The organism is Streptomyces sp. NEAU-W12 (assembly GCF_026242095.1).
In the GTDB taxonomy this organism is placed as follows: domain Bacteria; phylum Actinomycetota; class Actinomycetes; order Streptomycetales; family Streptomycetaceae; genus Streptomyces.
This window is the reverse complement of sequence record NZ_JAPJDM010000025.1, coordinates 1-20,735: the sequence shown is the minus strand read 5'-3', so window position 1 is coordinate 20,735 and position 20,735 is coordinate 1. Positions and strand designations below refer to the sequence as shown.

General features: G+C 72.6%; 22 protein-coding genes. 15 read left to right on the top strand and 7 right to left on the bottom strand.

The genetic code is table 11. The features are described from left to right. The first annotated feature begins 22 nt into the window (after positions 1–22). A complete protein-coding gene (locus ORI94_RS27445) occupies positions 23–664 on the top strand; it encodes an alpha/beta hydrolase (RefSeq protein ID WP_266080457.1) in 642 nt (213 codons plus the stop codon). 339 nt (positions 665–1,003) lie between these two features. Here the strand turns inward: ORI94_RS27445 and ORI94_RS27440 are convergent, their stop codons facing one another. Then, a complete protein-coding gene (locus tag ORI94_RS27440; protein ID WP_042165354.1) occupies positions 1,004–1,414 on the bottom strand; it encodes a VOC family protein in 411 nt (136 codons plus the stop codon). Positions 1,415–1,616: 202 nt separating this feature from the next. Between ORI94_RS27440 and ORI94_RS27435 the strand changes: the two genes are divergently transcribed. From ORI94_RS27435 to ORI94_RS27425, 3 genes are all read left to right on the top strand, one after another. Then, positions 1,617–2,090 (top strand): TM2 domain-containing protein, encoded by a 474-nt coding sequence (locus tag ORI94_RS27435; RefSeq protein ID WP_266080454.1) that lies wholly within the window; start codon positions 1,617–1,619, stop codon positions 2,088–2,090. Between the two features lie 49 nt (positions 2,091–2,139). Then, positions 2,140–2,499, top strand: a complete 360-nt coding sequence (locus tag ORI94_RS27430; protein ID WP_323056094.1) for a DUF2752 domain-containing protein — start codon at positions 2,140–2,142, stop codon at positions 2,497–2,499. Positions 2,500–2,734: 235 nt separating this feature from the next. Continuing rightward, complete coding sequence (locus tag ORI94_RS27425) at positions 2,735–3,001, top strand: TM2 domain-containing protein (protein ID WP_042165362.1); 267 nt, start codon at positions 2,735–2,737, stop codon at positions 2,999–3,001. An 84-nt stretch (positions 3,002–3,085) separates the two neighbouring features. Here ORI94_RS27425 and ORI94_RS27420 read toward each other — a convergent pair whose 3' ends face one another. The 5 genes from ORI94_RS27420 to ORI94_RS27400 form a co-directional block, all read right to left on the bottom strand. Next, positions 3,086–3,865, bottom strand: coding sequence for a succinate dehydrogenase iron-sulfur subunit (locus ORI94_RS27420; RefSeq protein WP_266080450.1), 780 nt, complete (start codon positions 3,863–3,865; stop codon positions 3,086–3,088). Beyond that, positions 3,865–5,619 carry a succinate dehydrogenase flavoprotein subunit gene (sdhA, locus tag ORI94_RS27415; RefSeq protein WP_266080448.1) on the bottom strand — a complete coding sequence of 585 codons (1,755 nt, stop codon included), beginning with the start codon at positions 5,617–5,619 and terminating at the stop codon, positions 3,865–3,867. The genes ORI94_RS27420 and sdhA overlap by 1 nt, the downstream gene beginning before the upstream one ends. A gap of 19 nt (positions 5,620–5,638) precedes the next feature. Further along, a complete protein-coding gene (locus ORI94_RS27410) occupies positions 5,639–6,121 on the bottom strand; it encodes a succinate dehydrogenase hydrophobic membrane anchor subunit (RefSeq protein ID WP_042165370.1) in 483 nt (160 codons plus the stop codon). Positions 6,122–6,126: 5 nt separating this feature from the next. After that, a complete protein-coding gene (gene sdhC / locus ORI94_RS27405) occupies positions 6,127–6,507 on the bottom strand; it encodes a succinate dehydrogenase, cytochrome b556 subunit (protein ID WP_266080445.1) in 381 nt (126 codons plus the stop codon). Between the two features lie 280 nt (positions 6,508–6,787). Then, on the bottom strand, positions 6,788–7,369 hold the full coding sequence (locus tag ORI94_RS27400; RefSeq protein WP_266080443.1) for a 2-oxo-4-hydroxy-4-carboxy-5-ureidoimidazoline decarboxylase: 582 nt from the start codon (positions 7,367–7,369) through the stop codon (positions 6,788–6,790). Positions 7,370–7,616: 247 nt separating this feature from the next. Between ORI94_RS27400 and ORI94_RS27395 the strand changes: the two genes are divergently transcribed. The 8 genes from ORI94_RS27395 to ORI94_RS27360 all read left to right on the top strand — a co-directional run bounded on the left by ORI94_RS27395 (position 7,617) and on the right by ORI94_RS27360 (position 15,983). Continuing rightward, complete coding sequence (locus ORI94_RS27395; protein ID WP_266080441.1) at positions 7,617–9,218, top strand: beta-N-acetylhexosaminidase; 1,602 nt, start codon at positions 7,617–7,619, stop codon at positions 9,216–9,218. A 149-nt stretch (positions 9,219–9,367) separates the two neighbouring features. Continuing rightward, positions 9,368–9,928, top strand: a complete 561-nt coding sequence (locus tag ORI94_RS27390; protein WP_266080439.1) for a hypothetical protein — start codon at positions 9,368–9,370, stop codon at positions 9,926–9,928. A 108-nt stretch (positions 9,929–10,036) separates the two neighbouring features. Next, positions 10,037–10,606 (top strand): hypothetical protein, encoded by a 570-nt coding sequence (locus tag ORI94_RS27385; protein ID WP_266080437.1) that lies wholly within the window; start codon positions 10,037–10,039, stop codon positions 10,604–10,606. Positions 10,607–11,527: 921 nt separating this feature from the next. Continuing rightward, positions 11,528–11,959: a hypothetical protein gene (locus ORI94_RS27380; RefSeq protein ID WP_266080435.1), complete on the top strand. Its 432-nt coding sequence runs from the start codon at positions 11,528–11,530 to the stop codon at positions 11,957–11,959. Positions 11,960–12,154: 195 nt separating this feature from the next. Continuing rightward, positions 12,155–12,772 carry an RNA polymerase sigma factor gene (locus tag ORI94_RS27375; protein WP_266080433.1) on the top strand — a complete coding sequence of 206 codons (618 nt, stop codon included), beginning with the start codon at positions 12,155–12,157 and terminating at the stop codon, positions 12,770–12,772. A 187-nt stretch (positions 12,773–12,959) separates the two neighbouring features. Further along, complete coding sequence (locus ORI94_RS27370; RefSeq protein ID WP_266080431.1) at positions 12,960–13,883, top strand: hypothetical protein; 924 nt, start codon at positions 12,960–12,962, stop codon at positions 13,881–13,883. 343 nt (positions 13,884–14,226) lie between these two features. Next, positions 14,227–14,901: an RNA polymerase sigma factor gene (locus tag ORI94_RS27365; protein ID WP_266080429.1), complete on the top strand. Its 675-nt coding sequence runs from the start codon at positions 14,227–14,229 to the stop codon at positions 14,899–14,901. After that, on the top strand, positions 14,901–15,983 hold the full coding sequence (locus ORI94_RS27360; protein ID WP_266080427.1) for a hypothetical protein: 1,083 nt from the start codon (positions 14,901–14,903) through the stop codon (positions 15,981–15,983). Before ORI94_RS27365 ends, ORI94_RS27360 begins: the two co-directional genes overlap by 1 nt. A 231-nt stretch (positions 15,984–16,214) precedes the next feature. Here ORI94_RS27360 and ORI94_RS27355 read toward each other — a convergent pair whose 3' ends face one another. Continuing rightward, positions 16,215–17,117 (bottom strand): L,D-transpeptidase family protein, encoded by a 903-nt coding sequence (locus ORI94_RS27355; protein ID WP_416237911.1) that lies wholly within the window; start codon positions 17,115–17,117, stop codon positions 16,215–16,217. Between the two features lie 431 nt (positions 17,118–17,548). On the opposite strand from ORI94_RS27355, the gene ORI94_RS27350 reads away from it, so the two are divergent. The 3 genes from ORI94_RS27350 (at position 17,549) to leuE (ending at position 20,522) form a co-directional block, all read left to right on the top strand. After that, positions 17,549–19,147 carry an acyl-CoA mutase large subunit family protein gene (locus ORI94_RS27350; RefSeq protein ID WP_266080425.1) on the top strand — a complete coding sequence of 533 codons (1,599 nt, stop codon included), beginning with the start codon at positions 17,549–17,551 and terminating at the stop codon, positions 19,145–19,147. A 92-nt stretch (positions 19,148–19,239) separates the two neighbouring features. Then, positions 19,240–19,815, top strand: coding sequence for a Uma2 family endonuclease (locus ORI94_RS27345; protein WP_266080423.1), 576 nt, complete (start codon positions 19,240–19,242; stop codon positions 19,813–19,815). Positions 19,816–19,859: 44 nt separating this feature from the next. Continuing rightward, complete coding sequence (gene leuE / locus ORI94_RS27340) at positions 19,860–20,522, top strand: leucine efflux protein LeuE (RefSeq protein ID WP_266080421.1); 663 nt, start codon at positions 19,860–19,862, stop codon at positions 20,520–20,522. The last annotated feature ends 213 nt before the right edge of the window (positions 20,523–20,735 follow it).

Genomic DNA, 20,735 nt, shown 5'->3' with positions numbered 1-20,735 from the left:
GGGCGTGGACCGCTCTGACGCCGTGACCGAGTCCGAGCCTCGCCGCCTGGAAACACTCCCCGACTGCCCGCCGGGCGCCGGCAACGCGCACCAGTTCGTCCACTCCGACACGGTGGCATTCCAGTACGCCGGCCAGTTCCCCGACGACGTCGCACGCCTCGGCTACCTCGACCTGCCGCTGCCCGGGCCCGCGATCGACGCGCCCACCTACCGCTCATTGAGCTGGCACATCGCCTTTCACTCCCAGCGGCGGGTCCCCGAGACGGCCGTGGGCGACGATGTCCGCGCGTACCTGGCACTGTTCCATCCCCAGGTCTCCTTCGAGGGAACGGCGTTCGGCGGCACCTCTGACCGCTCCCCGTTCACCGGCACCGAGATCGACGAGTACGCACGGACCTACAGCCGGCCCGAGGTCCTGTCGGGCGGCTTCGAGCTCTACCGCGCCCTCGGCGAAGACGTCCGCGACACCGTGGCAGCAGCGCCGACACCTGTCCCGGCCCTGCTCATGACCGCCCAGGGGCAGCTCGACGCGATCCAGGGCACAGTGGCCCCGCGCATGACCAACATCGTGCGGGCGGTGGACGTGCCGAACGCCGGGCACTGGCTCGTCGAGGAGAACCCCCGGTTCGTCACCGCCGAGCTCTTGCGTCTCCTCGACGGATGACCGGACGGCCGCGGCCGGTTCGCGTCTCGGCTGCCTGCGGGTGATCACGGCCCGAGGCTTCCTGGGGCCGAGGCGGCCTTGCCGTCGTGGGCCCTCCTCCGAGGGGCGTGCGGGCGGGACCCGCCGGTGACGGCATCCCGCCCGCCGCTTCGCCTCCACGCAGTGAGCTGGTCACGGTGGCGGCGCAGGCGTCAGGCCGTCGCCAGACACTGCCACTACCGGCGACGATGCCACTCGTTGGAGGGGTGGTCCGGCGAGACCGCCCCTGACACACCAACAGCCCACTAAACTCCCGACGACGCCTCTGACCAGGCCGGATAGCGCAACGCTGCTGGAGTACTAGGGGCGGCGGCCCAGTTGCGGGCGCTTGGTGTAGTCGGTCAGGCCGACCACGTTCCCCCAGGGGTCGGCGAACTCGACGGTCCATCCGGTGGCGCCCGTGAACGGTCCGTCGAGCAGGCCGATCCCGGCGCCCTCCAGCGCCTCGGCGGCGAGACGGGCGTCCGGCACCTCCAGCCACACCCGCACGGAGGGCCACGCCGGCGGCCGGCAGCCCAGGCCCGCCTCGTGCCGCAGCAGCACCCCGGGTGTCTCGCCGCCCACCTTCAGCAGCACGATCCCGGCCTCGTCCAGCCGGAAGCCGACCGGGAACCCGGCCCGTCCGTAGAATCCGACGGCCTCGTCGAGGTCCCCGACGGGCAGCAGCACATGGTCGAACCCGAGCAGTTCGTAGGACTCGTCGTCTGACATGACGTCACATTAGGCGGTGACGGCACAGAGCGGGCCGAGGCGGTGGCCGGGCGGCGGAGGGTCACTCGTCCGGGCGGACGTCCCCGGAGCCTCCCCCGGCGGATCACGTGCCAGGGGCCCCGGTCGGGATCCGACTTCTCATTGCCGCCCGAGTCCTGCAAGATGACCGACAGTTATCCGTATCTTTCAGGAGAGACCCACTGTGAGCGAGCAGCCGCAGCAGCCGTCCACGCCCCCCGGTTTCGGCCCCCCGAACTCCGGTCCGTCCGGTCCGTCCGGCCCCTACGGCTATCCGCAGCCCGGGCCCCAGCAGCCCCACGGCGGCCAGCAGCCTCCCGGCGGCTACCCGCCGCCCCCCGGTGGCTACCCGCCCCCGCCCGGGTTCCAGCAGCCCCCGCCCCCCGGGTTCGTCACCGGCGCTCCCGACCCCGGCGCGCCCTACGGGTACGACCCCTACGGGCGTCCCCTTTCCGACAAGTCGAAGATCGTCGCCGGTGTTCTCCAGCTCTTCCTCGGCTCGTTCGGCATCGGCCGCTTCTACACCGGTTCGGTCGGCATCGGTGTCGCCCAGCTGCTCACCTGTGGCGGGCTCGGCTTCTGGGCACTGATCGACGGCATCATGTACCTGGTCAGCAACGACCGCACGGACGCCCAGGGGCGGATCCTGCGTGGCTGACGCGGCACCCCAGGTCCCGTTCCGGGGGCACCCGCGGTGGCATCCCGCGGTGGCCCCCGTCGCGGTGCTGGCCGCGGGCGCCGCCGGCGCCGCATACCTGTGGGGCACCGACCCGCACGAGCCGGGTCACCTCCTGCCCCGGTGTCCGCTGCGGGCCGTCACCGGCCTGCTGTGCCCGGCCTGTGGCGGCACACGCATGGCGTACGACCTGATGCACGGCCAGTTCGCCGCCGCCTGGCTGGACAACAGGGCCCTGCTGCTCGCCGCGCCGTTCGCGCTGGCGCTGTGGGGGCGCTGGACGCTGGAGGGGCTGCGCGGCCGCTCCTGGGCGCCCCGGATCGGCCCCCGGGTCCAGGCGCTGATCCTGGCGACGGCCGTGACCTGGACGATCGCCCGCAACATCGTCTGAAACGTGCGGTAATCGGGCCGAGATGATCACAGAACGGGAACATTCGACTTCTCGCTTTCCCGTTCGAACACCGGGCCCCTTACGCTCCTCTGGCGCAGGGGGGACGGTTCGCGGACCGTGGGTTTTGGCGCCGTGGTCGCGCGGGATCCGTATGCGTGTTTCCGCTGCTTCCTCCTGAGCCGTCCGGGCGGCCAGCCCGGCGCGTCCCACCTTTTTTCTCCCCAGGAGCAGTGCCATGACCGTCCCCGCCGACCCCCAGGCCCCCTACGGCTACGACCCGCAGGGCCGCCCCTACTCCGACAAGTCGAAGATCGTCGCCGGTCTCCTCCAGATCTTCCTGGGGACCCTGGGCATCGGCCGCTTCTACGTCGGTTCCGTCGGCGTCGGTGTCGCCCAGCTGCTCACCTGTGGCGGGCTCGGCTTCTGGGCACTGATCGACGGCGTCATGTTCCTCGTGAGCAACGACCGCACCGACAAGCAGGGCCGCGTCCTGCGCGGCTGACGCGGCGCCGGCCGCTCCGGCGCCCGCACACGGCCAAGGCCCCGGTCCACCGGACCGGGGCCTTGGCCGTGTGCGGGCGAAGCGTCAGAAGCGGCGCGTGATGAGCGCCCGCTTCACCTCCGCGATCGCCTTGGTGACCTCGATGCCGCGCGGGCACGCGTCCGTGCAGTTGAAGGTCGTACGGCAACGCCAGACGCCGTCACGGTCGTTGAGGATCTCCAGGCGCTGCTCGCCGGCCTCGTCGCGCGAGTCGAAGATGAACCGGTGCGCGTTGACGATGGCGGCCGGACCGAAGTACTGGCCGTCGTTCCAGAAGACCGGGCACGAGGACGTGCAGGCGGCGCACAGGATGCACTTCGTCGTGTCGTCGAAGCGCTCGCGGTCCTCGGCGGACTGCAGCCGCTCACGGGTCGGCTCGTTGGTCTCCTTCGTGATCAGGAAGGGCATCACGTCCCGGTACGCCTGGAAGAACGGCTCCATGTCCACGATCAGGTCCTTGAGGACCGTGAGGCCCTTTATCGCCTCGACCGTGATCGGCTTCTCCGGGCTGAGGTCCTTGATCAGTGTCTTGCACGCCAGACGGTTCTTGCCGTTGATCCGCATGGCGTCGGAGCCGCAGATGCCGTGGGCGCAGGAACGGCGGAAGGTCAGCGTGCCGTCCTGATCCCACTTGATCTTGTGCAGCGCGTCGAGGACGCGCTCCTTGGGGTCGATCTCCAGCTGGAAGTCTTCCCAGGTCGCCTCGGCGGAGACCTCCGGGTTGAACCGGCGGATCCGGAACGTGGCGGTGATGTACGGGGAGTCGCCGAAGCCGGGCTCGGGGGATCCGGCCGCTTCCGCCTTGTCCACAACAGGGGTAGCCATCAGTACTTACGCTCCATCGGCTGGTAGCGGGTCTGGACGACCGGCTTGTAGTCGAGCCGGACCGACTCGGAGCCGTCGTCGCCCACCTCGCGGTACGCCATGGTGTGGCGCATGAAGTTGACGTCGTCCCGGTTCGGGTAGTCCTCGCGGTAGTGGCCGCCGCGGGACTCCTTGCGGGCGAGCGCGGAGACGGCCATGACCTCGGCCAGGTCGAGCAGGTTGCCCAGCTCGATCGCCTCCAGCAGGTCCGTGTTGAACCGCTTGCCCTTGTCCTGGACGGAGACGCGCAGGTAGCGCTCGCGCAGCTCGGCGATCTTCTCGACGGCCGTCTTGATCGTCTGCTCCGTGCGGAACACCATGACGTTGGCGTCCATGGTCTCCTGCAGCTCGCGGCGGATCTCGGAGACCCGCTCGGTGCCGGTGGAGGACCGCAGCCGCTCGATCTGCGCGACGACGAAGGACTCCGGCGCCTCGGGCAGCTCGACGAAGTCGGCGGTCTGCGCGTAGTCGGCGGCCGCGATGCCGGCCCGCTTGCCGAACACGTTGATGTCCAGCAGCGAGTTGGTGCCCAGCCGGTTGGCGCCGTGCACCGACACGCAGGCGACCTCGCCGGCCGCGTACAGGCCGGGGACGACGGTGGTGTTGTCCGCCAGCACCTCGCCCCGGACGTTGGTCGGGATGCCGCCCATGGCGTAGTGCGCGGTGGGCTGGATCGGGATCGGGTCCGTGTACGGCTCGATGCCCAGGTAGGTCCGCGCGAACTCCGTGATGTCGGGCAGCTTGGCGTCCAGCTGCTCCGGCGGGAGGTGGGTGAGGTCCAGGTAGACGTGGTCGCCCTCGGGACCGCAGCCGCGGCCCTCACGGATCTCCGTGTAGATGGACCGGGACACCACGTCGCGGGAGGCGAGGTCCTTCATGACCGGCGCGTACTTCTCCATGAAGCGCTCGCCGTCCTTGTTGCGCAGGATGCCGCCCTCACCGCGGGCGCCCTCCGTCAGCAGGATGCCCATGCGCCAGATGCCGGTCGGGTGGAACTGGAAGAACTCCATGTCCTCCAGCGGCAGCCCGCGCCGGTACACGGCCGCCTGGCCGTCACCGGTCAGGGTGTGCGCGTTGGACGTCACCTTGAAGAACTTGCCGTTGCCGCCGGAGGCGTAGATCACGGACTTCGCCTGGAAGACGTGGATCTCACCGGTGGCCAGCTCGTACGCCACCACACCGGCCGACTTCCTGACGCCGTCGACCTCGGTGATCAGCTGGTCCAGGACGTAGAACTCGTTGAAGAACTCCACGCCCTCCTTCACGCAGTTCTGGTACAGCGTCTGGAGGATCATGTGACCGGTGCGGTCGGCCGCGTAGCAGGAGCGGCGGACCGGGGCCTCGCCGTGGTTGCGGCTGTGACCGCCGAAGCGGCGCTGGTCGATGGTGCCGTCCGGGGTGCGGTTGAACGGCAGGCCCATCTTCTCCAGGTCGAGGACGGAGTCGATGGCCTCCTTCGCCAGGATCTCGGCGGCGTCCTGGTCGACCAGGTAGTCACCGCCCTTGACCGTGTCGAAGGTGTGCCACTCCCAGTTGTCCTCCTCCACGTTGGCCAGCGCGGCGGCCATGCCGCCCTGCGCGGCGCCCGTGTGGGAGCGCGTGGGGTAGAGCTTGGTCAGGACGGCGGTACGGCTGCGCTTCGTCGACTCGATGGCCGCGCGCATGCCCGCGCCACCGGCGCCGACGATGACGGTCTCGTACTTGTGGATCTTCATGATTCTCGCAGCCCCGTGCCTAGCGGATGTTCGGGTCGAAGGTGAAGATCACCAGCGTGCCCAGCAGGATGGTGAACACCGTGGCCGTGTAGAGCAGGCCCTTGAGCCACAGCCGGGTGTTCGCGCGTTCCGCGTAGTCGTTGATGACCGTGCGCAGGCCGTTCGCGCCGTGCAGCATCGCGAGCCACAGCATCAGCAGGTCCCAGACCTGCCAGAACGGCGAGGCCCAGCGGCCCGCCACGAAGGCGAAGCCGATCTTGGAGACGCCGCCGTCCAGGACGAGCTGGATCAGCAGGTGCCCGATGACCAGGACGACCAGGACGACGCCGGACAGGCGCATGAACAGCCAGGCGGCCATCTCGAAGTTGCCCCGGGTGGTCTTCGGGGTCTTCTTGGTCCGCTTGCGCGGGGGCTCGATGACCGGCGCCGGGTTGTCGACCGAGTAGAGCGACGCTCCCTCGACGGGGCCGATGCCCGAAGCGGTGGATTCAGTCGTGGACATGGGCGTCAGCTCCCGAACAGTTCACGAGCGGCGTGGCCGAGTACGGGGTAGACCGCCCCGAGCATCAGCACGAGCCACAGGCCGACGACGGTCCAGAGCATCTGCTTCTGGTACCGGGCGCCCTGGAGCCAGAAGTCGACGGCGATGACACGCAGGCCGTTGAGCGCGTGGAAGAGGATGGCGGCGACGAGGCCGTACTCCAGCAGCGCGACGATCGGTGTCTTGTACGTGGCCACGACGGTGTCGTAGGCCTCGGGGGACACGCGCACGAGGGCGGTGTCCAGCACGTGGACGAACAGGAAGAAGAAGATGAGGACGCCGGTGACTCGATGAGCCACCCAGGACCACATTCCTTCCCGGCCGCGGTACAGCGTTCCAGCCGGCACGGAAGTTTCCTCCGGGAGCGGGGATTGGGGCCGCGCCGGCTTTCCTTGTCGGTCGGGCCCGGCCGGGTACGGTCCACCGGCCCCCAGCATCGTAGCCACGTGTGGCCGCGAGGTGGACAGGGGCCCTGCCGCTGTGATCGAACTGGCACGCTTACGGGCTAGGAAAGCGGGCCGCGGAGCGGGTTCCGGGGAGCCGTCGAGGGCTTTTGTGCGGATTGGTGCGGCTTGATGCCGTCTCCGGGCGGCTGCCGCGGCCCCCCGGTGGTGCGCCGTCCGTCCGTCAGCGGTCCGCGTCCGCGAGGAGGGCGGCCAGGCGGCCCCGGGCCAGGCGCCGGAGTTCCTCCGCGGCGACCAGGTGTTCCTCCTCCGGATCGTTGGCCAATCGTGACCGGATGCCTTCGAGTACGTGGTCCAGCGCCTCGTCCGGCTTCAGACCGTCGAGGCAGATGACGAACGGATGTCCGAACCGGCTCCCGTAGGCCGCCTTGGCCGCGTTCAGCGCCGTGTGGGCGGCGGAGTAGGCGTCCGCCGGGAGGCCGGGGAGGGATTCCGCGGCCAGCGCCTCGGCGCGGTCCGCGCGGGGCAGGTCGTAGGCCGCCTCGTCCGCCGCCGCCAGGAGGGACTCCAGGTCCGGGTACGGGCGGTGGGCCGCGACGCGCACCGCCCAGCGAGGGCTGTGCAGGCAGGCCAGCAGGGCGCGCTCGGCATCCTCGGGCGGCATGACGTTGAAGCGCTTCAGGCCGGACAGGACGCCGGGCGTGTCGGGCGCCCCGGGGGTGCCGCGCGACTGTCCGGGGAGGGCGACACGGCCGGGGAGGGGCGGGAGACGGTGCGCGGGCAGCGTGGGTCCTCGGGGTGTCACGTGTGCGTCGGTGAGGGAAGGGGGCGGGAAGGGTGGGAGCGGGGTGGTGAAGGGTGTGGGAGTTGTGCCGTCACGTTATCGAGTGAGTCGATGACGTGTCCGATCGATAGCCGAAATTCACTCGGACGGGAGAGTGTCGGAACGCCTCCCCGGCATCCGTCACCCGGATGGGCCGTAGGTTGGTCGTGTGAGTCAGCACAGGCAGCACAGGCGTCCGCCCTCCGCTCGGCAAACGCGGCAGCGGCGGATGCTGGTCGTGGCCCTCGCCGCGGGTGCGCTGGTCGCGGCGTCCGGGGTGGGCGTCGGCCTCTGGGCGACGTCAGACGACGACGGAGGATTGGCCGGTTCCGCCACCTCCCGCTCCGCGGACGCGGCGGGCTCGCCGCCCTCCGGGGCCCCCGAGCCGAGCCCCACCCGTTCCTACCCCTTGTCGAAGGCGCCCCGGACCATTCCCGCCGTCCGTGACCACAGCGCCGAGCGGGGTCCCGGCTGGCGGCCCGGGCGCGGTCACCGGGTGGTCGTCGGCGATCCGGCGCTGGCGGACGAGGGCCGCCTCATAGCCCGAGAGCTGGGCCTCGCGTACGCGGGGGAGAGGAACGACGAGCGAGCCGGGGACCTGCGCCTGGAGCTCAACGAGGGCGGGGGCGCGGACCCGGAGTCGTACACGATGACCGTGCGGGGCGGGCGGGTGACCGTCAGGGCTCCCGCCGAGGCGGGCGTCTTCTACGGCACCCGCACCCTCAAGCAGCAGGTCCGCGGCGCCGGGAGCGCCCCCGAGGGCGTGGTGCGCGACGGGCCGGCCAAGCAGCGGCGCGGGATGATGCTGGACATCGCCCGCAAGCACTTCACCGCCGACTGGATCGAGGACCGGGTCCGCGAGCTCGGCGACCTGAAGTACAACGAACTGGGTCTGCACTTCTCCGACGACCAGGGCTTTCGCATCGAGTCCGACGCGCACCCGGAGATCGTCTCCGACCAGCATCTGACCAAGGCGCAGGTCGAGCGGATCGTCGACCTCGCCGAGAGCCGGCACATCACCGTCGTGCCCGAGATCGACTCGCCCGGACACCTCGGCGCGGTCATCGCCGCCCACCCCGGCCTCCAGCTGCGCGACGCGGGCGGCGGGCCCGTGCGCGGCGCGATCGACATCTCCGATCCCGGGTCCGCCGAGATCGTCGACGACCTGCTGAACGAGTACGCCGGACTGTTCCCCGGCTCGCAGTGGCACCTCGGCGCAGACGAGTACCAGGCGCTGGTGGTCCCCGACCCCGAGGCGTCGTTCCCGGGCCTGGCCGCCGCCGCGCGCGAGGAGCACGGTCCCGGTGCGACCGTCGAGGACCTCGCCACGAGCTGGCTCAACGACCGCGCCGACACCGTCCGCGCCCACGGCCGCACCCTCCGGGCCTGGAACGACGGCTTCTTCGAGGGCGGGTCGGTACCGGCCGCGGAGGACATCCAGGTCGCCTACTGGACCGGCAAGGAGATCGGCGCCCGGCAGCCGGCGGACTATCTGGGCGAGGGCCGCGAGGTCGTCAACTACAACGACGAGTTCCTCTACTACGTGCTCGGCGAGCCGAACGACTTCGTCTACCCGACGGGGGAGCGGATCTACGAGCAGTGGACACCGCGCGTGCTGCGCGGCACCACCGCCGTCCCCGCCCGGTACGACGGCCTGATCCTCGGCGGGTCCTTCGCCGTCTGGTGCGACCTGTCCCGTTCCCAGACCCAGGAACAGGTCGCGGCCGGGATCAGGATGCCGCTGCGGGCGACCACGCAGAAGCTCTGGGACCCGGCCGAACCGGCGTTGTCCTGGGCGCAGTTCCGGAGCCTGGCGGACGAGGTCGACTGAGCCGGAGGCGGTGTGGCGGTTTCGGCGGCCCCCAGTCGGTACAGACGGAGGTGTGCGGGGCGGATCGTGGCGTATTCCTGCGAACCCCCGTGCGACTGTGGTCGTCTTCTGCTGAGCCGAGACCAACACACCGGGGGGAATACCGGCACATGGGCTACTGGGGGTATTTCGTCGTGGGCCGTGACGAGCGGCCGCTCGCCGAACGGGACGCGCTGGCCGGCGCCCGGGGCATGACCCTGCGCACGTCGGCGCCGGGCGGATGGCAGGTCTGGGAGTACCCGAGCGGCGACGGCGGCATAGGGAACATGAACGACCTCGCCGGGGAGACCGGCGCACCCGCGCTGTTCGGCTACGTGATGGACAGCGACTGCGTGGTGGTGGAGGCGGCCGCACCGGAGAGCGGCGCCTGGACGACCTGCCTGGCGCGGTCCGCGATGGCCGGCCACCTCGGCGCCCCGGCGGCGGACGGCGGCGAGGACCGGACGGACGGCGGCGAGGACGCGGCGGGCGTGGTGCAGGGCGGGCTCACACTGGAGGACTACTTCCTGGAACCCCGTGACGCCGCCGACCGGGCCGTGGTATGGGCCGCCGAGGCCGGACACACCGTGTCCGTGGAGGAACTGGTCGAGGTGCTGACCGCAGCTCCCGACCCCGTGGCCGAAACCTTGTTCTTCCGGTTGCTCGACCGGCTCGGAGTGGTGCCCCTGTGACACTCCCGGGCCGTCGCACGCAGTAAGGGCAAAGCGCGGCCTCCGTACTGGTGAGGTCCATGAAGGGCCTTCTCGAAGGCCCGCGAAGACCCGCTGAGGGGGACGTGGATGAGCCTGGTGGAACTGATCGCGCAGGCCGACGAGCGCGCACTGGCCGCGAGCGGACTGGCTTGTTTGGATCGCTGCGTGCCGTTGCTGGGCGGTGACGACGAGACGCTGCGCCCGCTGTGGGGGAGCCTCGCCGAGGACGCCTCCGCCGAGGACTGGGCGGAGCGGCTGGAGCAGACGCGCGGCAAGCTCGCCGCGGCGGACGGCGCGGACGCCGCGGCGGCGCTCGCGTACCGGATGCTCACCACCGCCCCGGCCGGGAACTTCGCCGCCGCACTGCGGGAGTGGGCGCACGCCTGCTCGGTCTCCGCGCTGCGGATCCACCGCATCCTGGACGGCGGTGCTCCGGACGAGCACGTGGCGGACGCGATCGAGGCAGCCCGCGGGGGCCGTACGGAGGGTCTGCCGCTGTCGCCGCTCGGTGCCGCCGAACTGCGCCGCCAGATCGCCGTCCTGGAGGTCCTGACCGGTCACGGCCCGGCCGGGCTGCGGCGCGCGCTGGAGGTCTCGACGGAGGGCCGGCGCGTCCTCGTCGCGGCCCTGTCCCGCCGGAACCGCAGGGTCGGCTGACCCGGGCCGCGCCAGGGCCTGGGGCGGAAGGGGCGGCGCCGCCCGGAGGGCGGCCGCGCGCTGCCATGGGCGTCCCCCCCCCCGCCCGAGCGGGGCCGAGGGCCCGGGGAGCGTGGTGCTCCCGGCGTGTCGCCCAAAAGCCCTCGTACCGGGCGGGCGCACCCGGGCTTCCGGGCGGTGCGGCGGGAGTGCGTGCCGGGCGTCGCGCGGCAGGCGCCCCTTTCCCAGCAGGCCCTGGAACAGCAGCCACCTCACCACCGCCTCGCGCTGTTCTGCCGTGCGCGTGCAGAACGCGGTCAGGTCGCGGTGGGCCGCCGCGAAGGCGCCGCGGGCCTGCCGCTCCACGTCCGGGCCTCCGTAGCGCGGGAGGACCCGGTCACGGGAGCGTCGCCACAGCGCGTCGAAGTCGGCGGTCTCCAGGAAGCCGGCGACCCGGCCGGCCTGCGCCGCGGTGAGTAACAGGAACGGCGGCCGGCCGGGACCGGGCGGGGAGACCGGCCGGCCGCCGAGCACCGCGTGGGCGTGCGGCCCGTTCGGCGCGTGCGGCGGGGGAGCGCCCGCATAGAGGAGCTCGTGGTCGAGGCAGCCCTTGTCGAGGAGCTCTTCGCGGTGCCGGCCGACGCGTTCACGCACGGTGTCCCAGCCGTCCTCGAACAGCCGCAGCAGCCGGGCGGGGCTGTTGCGCAGGGCCGGGGCGGCACGGTGCGGAAGTGGAAGGAGGTACGCATGACGACAGGAGCGCAGCCGGTCCCCGATCCGTCCCCCCGACGTCGACCGCCCCGCGGCTCGCAGAGCCGGCCACCCGCCGGAACGGTGGCGCCCGTGACCGGGATGCGGCGGAGCCGGGCCGGTTCTGCGCCGGCTGCCCGTGCCCCCGCGCGTCCGGGTGACGAAACCACGGGCCCGAGCGCTCTATCGGGTGTGACGACTGCGACGACTGGAACTTCTACGACCGCGACGACCGCGACGACACGGCAGGAGACCCGGCCCTCGGCCGCGGCCAAGCCCGTGCGGTGGGCGGCGGACACCGTGACGGCGATGCGCGAAGGGGCGCGGCTGCGCCTCGACTACTCGGCGCGCAGCCTGTGGAGCGTCGACCGCGCCATCGAGGACATACGCGGCGAGGCGGCCCCGTACGCCGCCGTGGAGACGGTGCTGCGCGGGTTCGGCGCCTACGCCGGTGAGGTGATGGTGCGCCAGGCCGGCGGCGAGTGGGTGGCCTCGGGCGGCGAGTACTGGGTCCGTACTCCCGACGGCCGCTTCTGGGACCCCATGGAGGAGGCCCGCCGCTGCTACACGGCCGACGGCTCCCTGCGCCTGCTGTGCCGGGACGCGTCGAGCGGCGACCTCTGAGGTGGCGGGCGGCACGCACGGGTCGCGCAGACGGCCGTAGCGGTCCGCACCGGCGGGTTCGCGGGACGCACGGGGCGGCCGGCGGGCTGTGACACTTTCGTGGCGCCGGACGCTGATGACCGTGGGGCCGTGGGCACGACCCGACGGGGCGCGCCGCACGGCCGCGCCGCGGACCGGTACGGACGAGGACAGTTCTTGGGCAAGGGAGGGCGACCCCGCCGCGCGCAGGCGCACGACGGGGAACTGGGCGCGGCCGTCGCGCGGGCCCAGGACGGTGACGAGGCCGCCTTCGCCGTGGCCTACCGGCTCGTGCAGCCCGCACTGCTCGGCTACGTGCGCGGACTGGTCGGAGACGACGCCGAGGACGTGGCCTCCGACGCCTGGCTGGAGATAGCCCGTGACCTCGGCCGGTTCAAGGGCGACGGGGCCGGGTTCCGGGGCTGGACGGCGACCATCGCCCGGCACCGGGCACTGGACCACCTGCGCCGGCAACGGGCGCGGCCACGGCCCTCGACGCTGGAACAGGACGTGCTGGACCTCCCCGGCCCGCAGAGCACGCCCGACCAGGCGCTGGAGGTCCTCTCCACCGAGCGTGCCCTGGAACTGGTCGCCGGGCTGCCCCGGGACCAGGCCGAGGCCGTACTGCTGCGGGTGGTCGTCGGCCTCGACGGCCCTGCCGCCGCCCGCGCCCTCGGCAAGCGGCCGGGCGCGGTACGGACGGCCGTGTACCGGGGCCTGAAACGCCTGGCCGCACAGCTGGGCGGGGAGAGGGTGACGGATGCGGTCCCGCGGACGCTGGGTGAGACGAAGTAGCCGGTGACCAGTGACCGGGTCGGCGCGTGACGGCCGACGGAGCCGTCCGTGAAGCGCGTCGGTCCGGTGATCTGAACCGCCCGGACGCGCGGAACGTATGCGTCGGTCGGGCGGCTGCCGCCGGGCCGGGGGAGTGGCCCGGCCGGATTGAACGGATTGAACGGATCGAGCAGGAACGGAAACGGACATGGGTGAACGGAGGAACGACGGCGGGACGCCCGGCCGTCGGCGTGCGCACCCTGATGAGGGCACGTCGCAGGGCCGCCGCACGGCCGGACCGGACCGCCCGGGTTCCGGTTCCGCCTCCGTCTCCTCCGTACCCGCCTCCGCTCGGCATCCTGCCCGCGACGCCGTCACCCCCGACGCCCTCGGCCTCGAGGTCCTGCTCGCCGACGCCCTGGTCCAGGACGTGGTCGACGCCGGCGCCGAGCAGCGGGCGGTGGCCGCGTTCCGGGAGGCGCGGGACGCGGCCACGCATTCCACCCGCACCCGGCGCCGCGACGACTGGCGTCCCCGGGAACAGCGCCTCGGCCGCCTCTCGGTGAAGGCCACCCTCTCCGTCCTGATCGCCGGCCTCGGCCTGGGCGGGGTCGCCGTCGCGGGGATCGGTGCGGCCGGGCCGTCGGCCGGTCCCCGGGACGGCGGGGGCCGCCCCACGGCACCGGTCGACACCTCCGCGGTGTCCGAAGCCCCGTCCGCCGACCGGCCCTCCGCCGCTGATGCCGACGCCGACGCGGACCCGGGCTCCGGCCCCGCCGCTACGGAGAGCCCTCTCCTGCCCCGGGAGACCGAGGCCCACTGCCGCGCGTACGAGAAGCTCGAGGGACGCGGCAGGGCGCTCGACTCGACCGCCTGGAAGCGGCTCGTCGGGGCGGCGGGCGGCGCGGCGAACATCGACGCGTACTGCGCCGGGCAGGTCGGTCCGGCGACGAGGGAGGCGGAGCCCGCCGGCACCGGTGAGCCGAAGGACCGGACCGGCGGCGCGGGAGGAACCGGGAGCGGCCCTTCGAGCGGAGCGGGCAACTCCGGAAACGACACCGGTGGTCCGGGTAACGGCGCGAGCGGGCGTCAGGGCGCGTCCGCCCGGCCGGGTGGCGAGAAGAAGCCGTAGACCACGGCTGCCGAGGCAACGGCCGGGGCCGCCACCCCCCACAGGAGAGGCCCCGGCCGTCGCGCGGCACGGACCGCGCGGCGGTCCGTAACTCCTACAGCGCCACGGGTGCGTTTTCTGTCACACCGCCCGGTCACAGCTCTGTTGAATCACGCACGGAAACATGGACGGACATGGACGGGGAGAGGTTTGAGGTCGTAACGTGCCTTTCGCGCCAGGCTGCGACGGAAACATGACCACGATCCGCTCGCGGCCGGAGACCGCAACCATCCATTGAGGGACCACGACGGCGAGAACCCGGCCCGCGAGAGCGGCGCCGGCTTGGGCGCAAAGAGGGTGCGCGGTGCTGGGGGACGACGCGGAGCTGACGGCCGCGGTGGGGGCGGCACAGGACGGGAACGAGACCGCGTTCCGGACGGTGTACCGGGCCGTGCACCCACGGCTGCTGGGGTACGTGCGCACGCTGGTCGGTGAGCTCGACGCCGAGGACGTGACGTCCGAGGCGTGGCTGCAGATCGCCCGGGACCTGCAGCGGTTCAGCGGTGACGCGGACCGGTTCCGCGGCTGGGCCGCCCGGATCGCCCGCAACCGTGCCCTCGACCACATCCGCATGCGGGGGCGCCGCCCCGCGATCGGCGGCGACGAGGGCGAGCTGAACGGGCGGCCCGCCGACTCCGACACCGCCGACCAGGCCATCGAGGCGATGGCCACCGACGGCGCCTTCGCCCTCATCTCCCGGCTGCCGCAGGACCAGGCCGAGGCCGTCGTCCTGCGGGTGGTCGTGGGCCTCGACGCGAAGACCGCCGCCGCCACACTGGGCAAACGGCCGGGCGCCGTGCGCACGGCCGCGCACCGGGGTCTGAGGCGGCTGGCTGAGATACTCGACGGCGATCCGGAGGCGTATCCGGAATCCGCGGGGGTGCTCGACGCCCTCCCGCCTCCGAGAGAACCACGCAGCCCTGCGGTGACGTCCGCGAGTGTGACGCATGTGCGAGCGCGGACGCAGAAGGACATGTGATGGCCGACGAGCAGTACAGGTGGCTGGACCGCGAAACGGCGGAGCGACTGCTGGGCGGAGAGTCCCCCGAAGCTGTCGACCCGGCCGACCGGGACCAGGCCGAACGGCTCGCGCGCGCCCTCGGCGCCCTGTCCGCCCCACCCCCGCCGGCCGGCGGGGAACTCCCCGGCGAGGCCGCCGCGCTGGCCGCTTTCCGCACGGTCCGCGAGGAGCGGGCGGAACAGGCCGCGCAGGACACCGACGGGGGACTGGTCAGCATCGCTGCCCCGCCCGCTGACCGTCCCGGGGCCGAGCGCGGACCCCGCCGGGCGCGCCCGGCGCGCCCGGCGCGCTTCGGGCTGGTCGCCGCGCTGACCGTGGGCATGGTCGGCGGTGCCGCGGTCCTGGCCGGTACCGGGGTCCTGCCGGCACCGTCCGGGGTCTCCGGCCCCGCCGCCACGGCCACCGCCACCACCCCGCCCGAGCGACCCCTGCCGCCGCGGCCGGAGAGGGACGCGCAGCGCGGCGCCACGCCCGGGGGCGGCGATCCGGACAAGCCGTCCGGGGAAGCCGACGGTGGTACCGGACAGCAGGACGGACCGGATACCGGCGTCGACGAGGACGGCGGCGCGACGGAGCCCGGTGGGAAGACCGACGACCTCGCGACCGGGAACGGCCGCGGGAAACAGATCGCCTCGGCCTGCCGTGCCTTGCGTGACGGCCGCAAGCTCCCGGGCAGCCGCGAGCGCCTGCTGGAGGACGCGGCGGGCGGCTCCGCCCGTGTCGGGCCGTACTGCGAGAACGTCCTGGCCACCCACGGGGCCGGAGCCGACACGGGCACCGGCCCCGGCTCCGGCTTTGGCCCCGGCCCCGGCTCCACGGCGAAGAGCGACGGTGGCGGCGGCACCGGCACCGGCCGGGGCGGCGACGCCACGGGAAGCGGGACCAACGGCACCGGCGACGGCGGCACCGGGGGCGCGGCGAACGGCGGCAACGGGAACGGCAGGGGCAACGCGACCGGCGACGCCGATGCCGACGGGAACGCCAACGGCGGCAAGGGCAAGGGCGGCAAGAACGGCGAGGGTGCCGACGCATCCGGCTGACCTGCTGCTTTACGGGCGTTCGGGAGGCCCGCGTCGTCAGGTGTGACGTTTTCGGCCACCGGGGCGCAGTACTGAGTGAGCCGACGGGGCAGCGGCTACGGCACGGAGCCGGGGTTCCCCCCGTACCTGCGGCTCGTGCACTCGGCGCGGGCGGGACACGTTCCCCCGGTCCCGCCCGCGCCCCTTCCCCCGTCACCCCTCTGATGCCGCCGGCCGTCCGCGCGGCGCGGCTCACCAGTGGACGACGACCTTGTCGCCGTTGCGCACCTGCTCGTACAACCCGGCGATGGCCGCCTCGTCCCGCACGTTGACGCAGCCGTGCGAGGACCCGGCGTAGCCCCGCGCGGCGAAGTCGGCCGAGAAGTGCACGGCCTGGCCGCCGCTGAAGAACATGGCGTACGGCATCGGGGAGTCGTAGAGCGTGGACACGTGGTCGCGGGACTTCCAGTAGACCTCGAAGACCCCGTCGCGCGTCGGTGTGGGTTCGGAGCCGAAGCGGACGGGCAGCGTCGTCAGGGTCCGCCCGTCGATCATCCAGCGCAGGGTGCGGCTGGACTTGCTGATGCACAGCACGCGTCCCGTCCGGCAGCGCGCGTCGGGAGCGGCGGCCGGCTGGCCGCCCATCAGGTACAGCTCCCAGCGGCCCGGCTCGCGCGTCATGCCGAGCAGCCGCTGCCAGGTGACGGTGTCGGTCCGCCCGGTCCGCGGCAGCCCCCGCTTGCCCTGGAACCCCTCGACGGCCTCCTGCGTGGCACCGTCGTACGTCCCGGTGGGCCCGTCGAACAGCCAGGCGACCTGACGCAGCCGGGCCTGGAGCTCGCGGATGTCACGCCCCGAGTCGCCGGGGGCCCACAGCACCCGCGCCGGCGGCCGGGCAGGCACGCTCTCCGGCCGGTCACCGGCGCCGGGGCCCCCGCCGCCGTCGTCGGTCTCGGACCTGGAACCGCCGCCGGAGCCGGAGCCGTCGTCCGACCCGGACCCGGACCCGGACCCGTCGTCGGACCCGGAACCGGAACCGGAGGGCGGCCGGTACACCGACGGCGTGCCGCTCGGCAGCTCGATGCGCACCGGTGACCGCCCGTTGCCGTCCGCGTCGACGGGCTGCACAGTGCAGCCCGCCGCGCCTCCGGCCAGCGCGGCCAGCGCCACGCCCGCGGCGACGGCCCGCGCCGCCGCACCCGTGCCCGGCCGCGGCCGGGTCCCCGCCGACGCCCTCGTCCTCGTGCCCGTAGTACGCACGCGAGCCCCCTCGCCTCACCGGCCCCTGCGGGCCGTCACCTGAGATGCTCCCCGACGTGACCGCTCCCGAACCAGGGGGCATGGTGGTCAGTGACAGGCGGACGGCGGCGGAGGCGAGCGCTGTGAGCGGGGTCCCACCGGCCCTGTGAGGAAGGTCCCAGCGTGTGCCCCTGCACCGGGTCGCACCCCCACGACTACAGTCCGTCGAAGGGCCGGATCCGTACCGGTGGGCAGTCGGTCGGTACGGGTGAGCACCTGACGGGCACCTGACCTGACGTGAACGGGCAAGCAGCCGAGCAGCGCTGCTCAGCGGGAGGCATCACACCATGGCACGCGAGTCGGGCAGTGCCCGGTCCACCGAGAGCGGACTGCCCATCGAACCGGTCTACGGGCCGGAGTCCCTCGAGGGCTGGGACCCGGCCGAGCAGTTGGGCGAGCCGGGGAAGTTCCCGTTCACCCGGGGCGTGTACCCGACGATGTACACGGGCCGGCCGTGGACGATGCGCCAGTACGCCGGTTTCGGCACGGCGAGCGAGTCCAACGCCCGCTACAAGCAGCTGATCGCCAACGGCACGATGGGCCTGTCGGTCGCCTTCGACCTGCCCACCCAGATGGGCCACGACTCCGACGCCCCGATCGCCTCGGGCGAGGTCGGCAAGGTGGGCGTGGCCATCGACTCGGTCGACGACATGCGGGTGCTGTTCGGCGGGATCCCGCTGGACAAGGTCTCGACGTCGATGACGATCAACGCCCCGGCCTCCCTGTTGCTGCTGCTGTACCAACTCGTCGCCGAGGAACAGGGCGTCAGCGCCGACCAGTTGACGGGCACGATCCAGAACGACGTGCTCAAGGAGTACATCGCGCGCGGGACGTACATCTTCCCGCCCAAGCCGTCCCTGCGCCTGATCGCGGACATCTTCAAGTACTGCCGGGCCGAGATCCCGAAGTGGAACACGATCTCGATCTCCGGCTACCACATGGCCGAGGCCGGCGCGTCCCCGGCGCAGGAGATCGCCTTCACCCTCGCCGACGGCATCGAGTACGTGCGGACCGCGGTCGCGGCCGGCATGGACGTCGACGACTTCGCCCCCCGCCTGTCGTTCTTCTTCGTCGCCCGCACGACGATCCTGGAGGAGGTCGCCAAGTTCCGCGCGGCCCGCCGGATCTGGGCCCGGGTGATGAAGGAGGAGTTCGGGGCGAAGAACCCCAAGTCGCTGATGCTGCGCTTCCACACGCAGACGGCCGGCGTGCAGCTGACCGCCCAGCAGCCCGAGGTGAACCTGGTGCGCGTCGCCGTCCAGGGCCTGGCCGCCGTCCTGGGCGGCACCCAGTCCCTGCACACCAACTCCTTCGACGAGGCCATCGCGCTGCCCACCGACAAGAGCGCCCGCCTGGCCCTGCGCACCCAGCAGGTCCTCGCCTACGAGACGGACGTGACCGCGACCGTCGACCCGTTCGCCGGCTCCTACGTCGTCGAGCGGATGACCGACGAGGTGGAGGCCGCGGCACGGGAGCTGATGGACAAGGTCGAGGACCTCGGCGGTGCGGTCAACGCCATCGAACACGGCTTCCAGAAGAGCGAGATCGAACGCTCCGCCTACCGCATCGCCCAGGAGACCGACTCCGGCGAACGCGTCGTGGTCGGCGTCAACCGCTACCAGCTCGAGACCGAGGAACCCTACGAGCCGCTGCGCGTCGACCCGGCCATCGAGGCCCAGCAGGCCCAGCGCCTGGCCGCACTCCGCGCGGAGCGCGACCAGCAGGCCGTCGACAACGCCCTGACCGCCCTGAAGAAGGCCGCCGAGGGCGAGGACAACGTCCTCTACCCCATGAAGGACGCCCTGCGCGCCCGCGCCACCGTCGGCGAGGTCTGCAACGCGCTGCGCGAGGTCTGGGGGACGTACGTGCCGAGCGACGCCTTCTGAGCTGGTCGGTTACCTCGTATGAGTGACCGCGGGCGGAAGCCGTCCGTCCCCGGTTACCCTCGTGGAGAGTGGGCCCCGAAAAGGAGGACGCCATGGCCGTACTGCAGCAGGAGCTGACCCTGGGCGAGGCTGCCGACCAGCTCGCCCGTGCACTGCCTGGCCACCGCGTGGAGATTCTCCAGGGGAGGCTCACTGTGACACCGCCGCCGGACGGCTCGCACGGGTTGTCGTTGACGAAGTTCTGCAGGGCACTCGAGCGTGCGGGTATCGCGGGCAGCGGGGCCGAATGGATCCAAGGTGTTGGTCTGTGGCTGCCCACCTTGCCGGCGGACTTCGCGATCCCCGACCTGTCCGTCGTCGACGACGACTTCCGCGACGCCCACGTCACCAAGAACTATTACGCGCCGAACGTCTTCCGCCTGGTCGTCGAGATCACGTCGTCCAACTGGTCCGACGATCTCGGCCCCAAGGTCGAGTGCTATGCCCAGGCAGGCATCCCGGCCTACCTGGTCGTGGACCGCAAGCACGACGAGGTCCTGCTCTACACGGAACCGGCCGACGGCAAATACCCCGACCCCCAGCGCTTCGAGCGGGGGCAGGGCGTGGCCCTGCCGGGATCGGTCGGCGTGCGCGTAGAGCTCCCCGTGGACACGCTTCTCGACGGCTGAAACACCGGCGTGGAGTGTCGCACCCCCGTGCGACACTCCTTTTCATGTTCGGCGTCATCGACCTCCCCACCTACCTGGCCGGCCTGATCCTCATCGTGCTGCTGCCCGGTCCCAACTCGCTGTACGTCCTGTCCGTCGCCGCCCGGCGCGGGGTGCGGTTCGGCTACAGGGCGGCGGCCGGGGTGTGGTGCGGGGACGCCGTGCTGATGACCCTGTCCGCGGCGGGCGTCGCCTCGCTGCTCCAGGCGAACGCCGTGCTGTTCGGCATCGTGAAGTACGCGGGCGCCGGCTACCTGACGTGGCTCGCGGTCGGCATGCTGCGCGCGGCCTGGGGCATGTGGCGGACCCGGCGGGACCAGAGCGCCCTCGAGGGCGTCTCCCGGGCGGCTCAGGCCGACGCGGCCCCCGTGGAACGGCCGTACCGCAGGGCGCTGGTCATCAGCCTGCTCAACCCGAAGGCGATCCTGTTCTTCGTCTCCTTCTTCGTGCAGTTCGTCGACCCGGCCTACGCCTACCCGGCGCTCTCCTTCGTGGTCCTCGGCATCCTCGCCCAGATCGCCAGCGTCCTCTACCTGAGCGCCCTCATATTCGGCGGCACCCGGCTCGCGGCCGCCTTCCGCCGCCGCCGGGCCCTGTCGGCGGGCGCCACCTCGGCGGCGGGCGCCCTGTTCCTGGGCTTCGCGGCGAAGCTGTCCCTGGCGGCATGAGACCGGCGACCCGGTTTCCTCACCACGGGGGTGCCGGAGAGCCGGGACAGCCGCGGCGGTTCCGGGGTGCTGCTTGTCCCCGTTCGGGTGCGGGCGGCGGCTACTTGGACGTGACGATCTCGACGAGGACGTGCCGGCGGCCCTCCGGGTCGGCGGCCTCACCCACGGGGGCGAAGGAGTGGGGGTCCACCTCGTACTGGTGTTCCTCGTCCT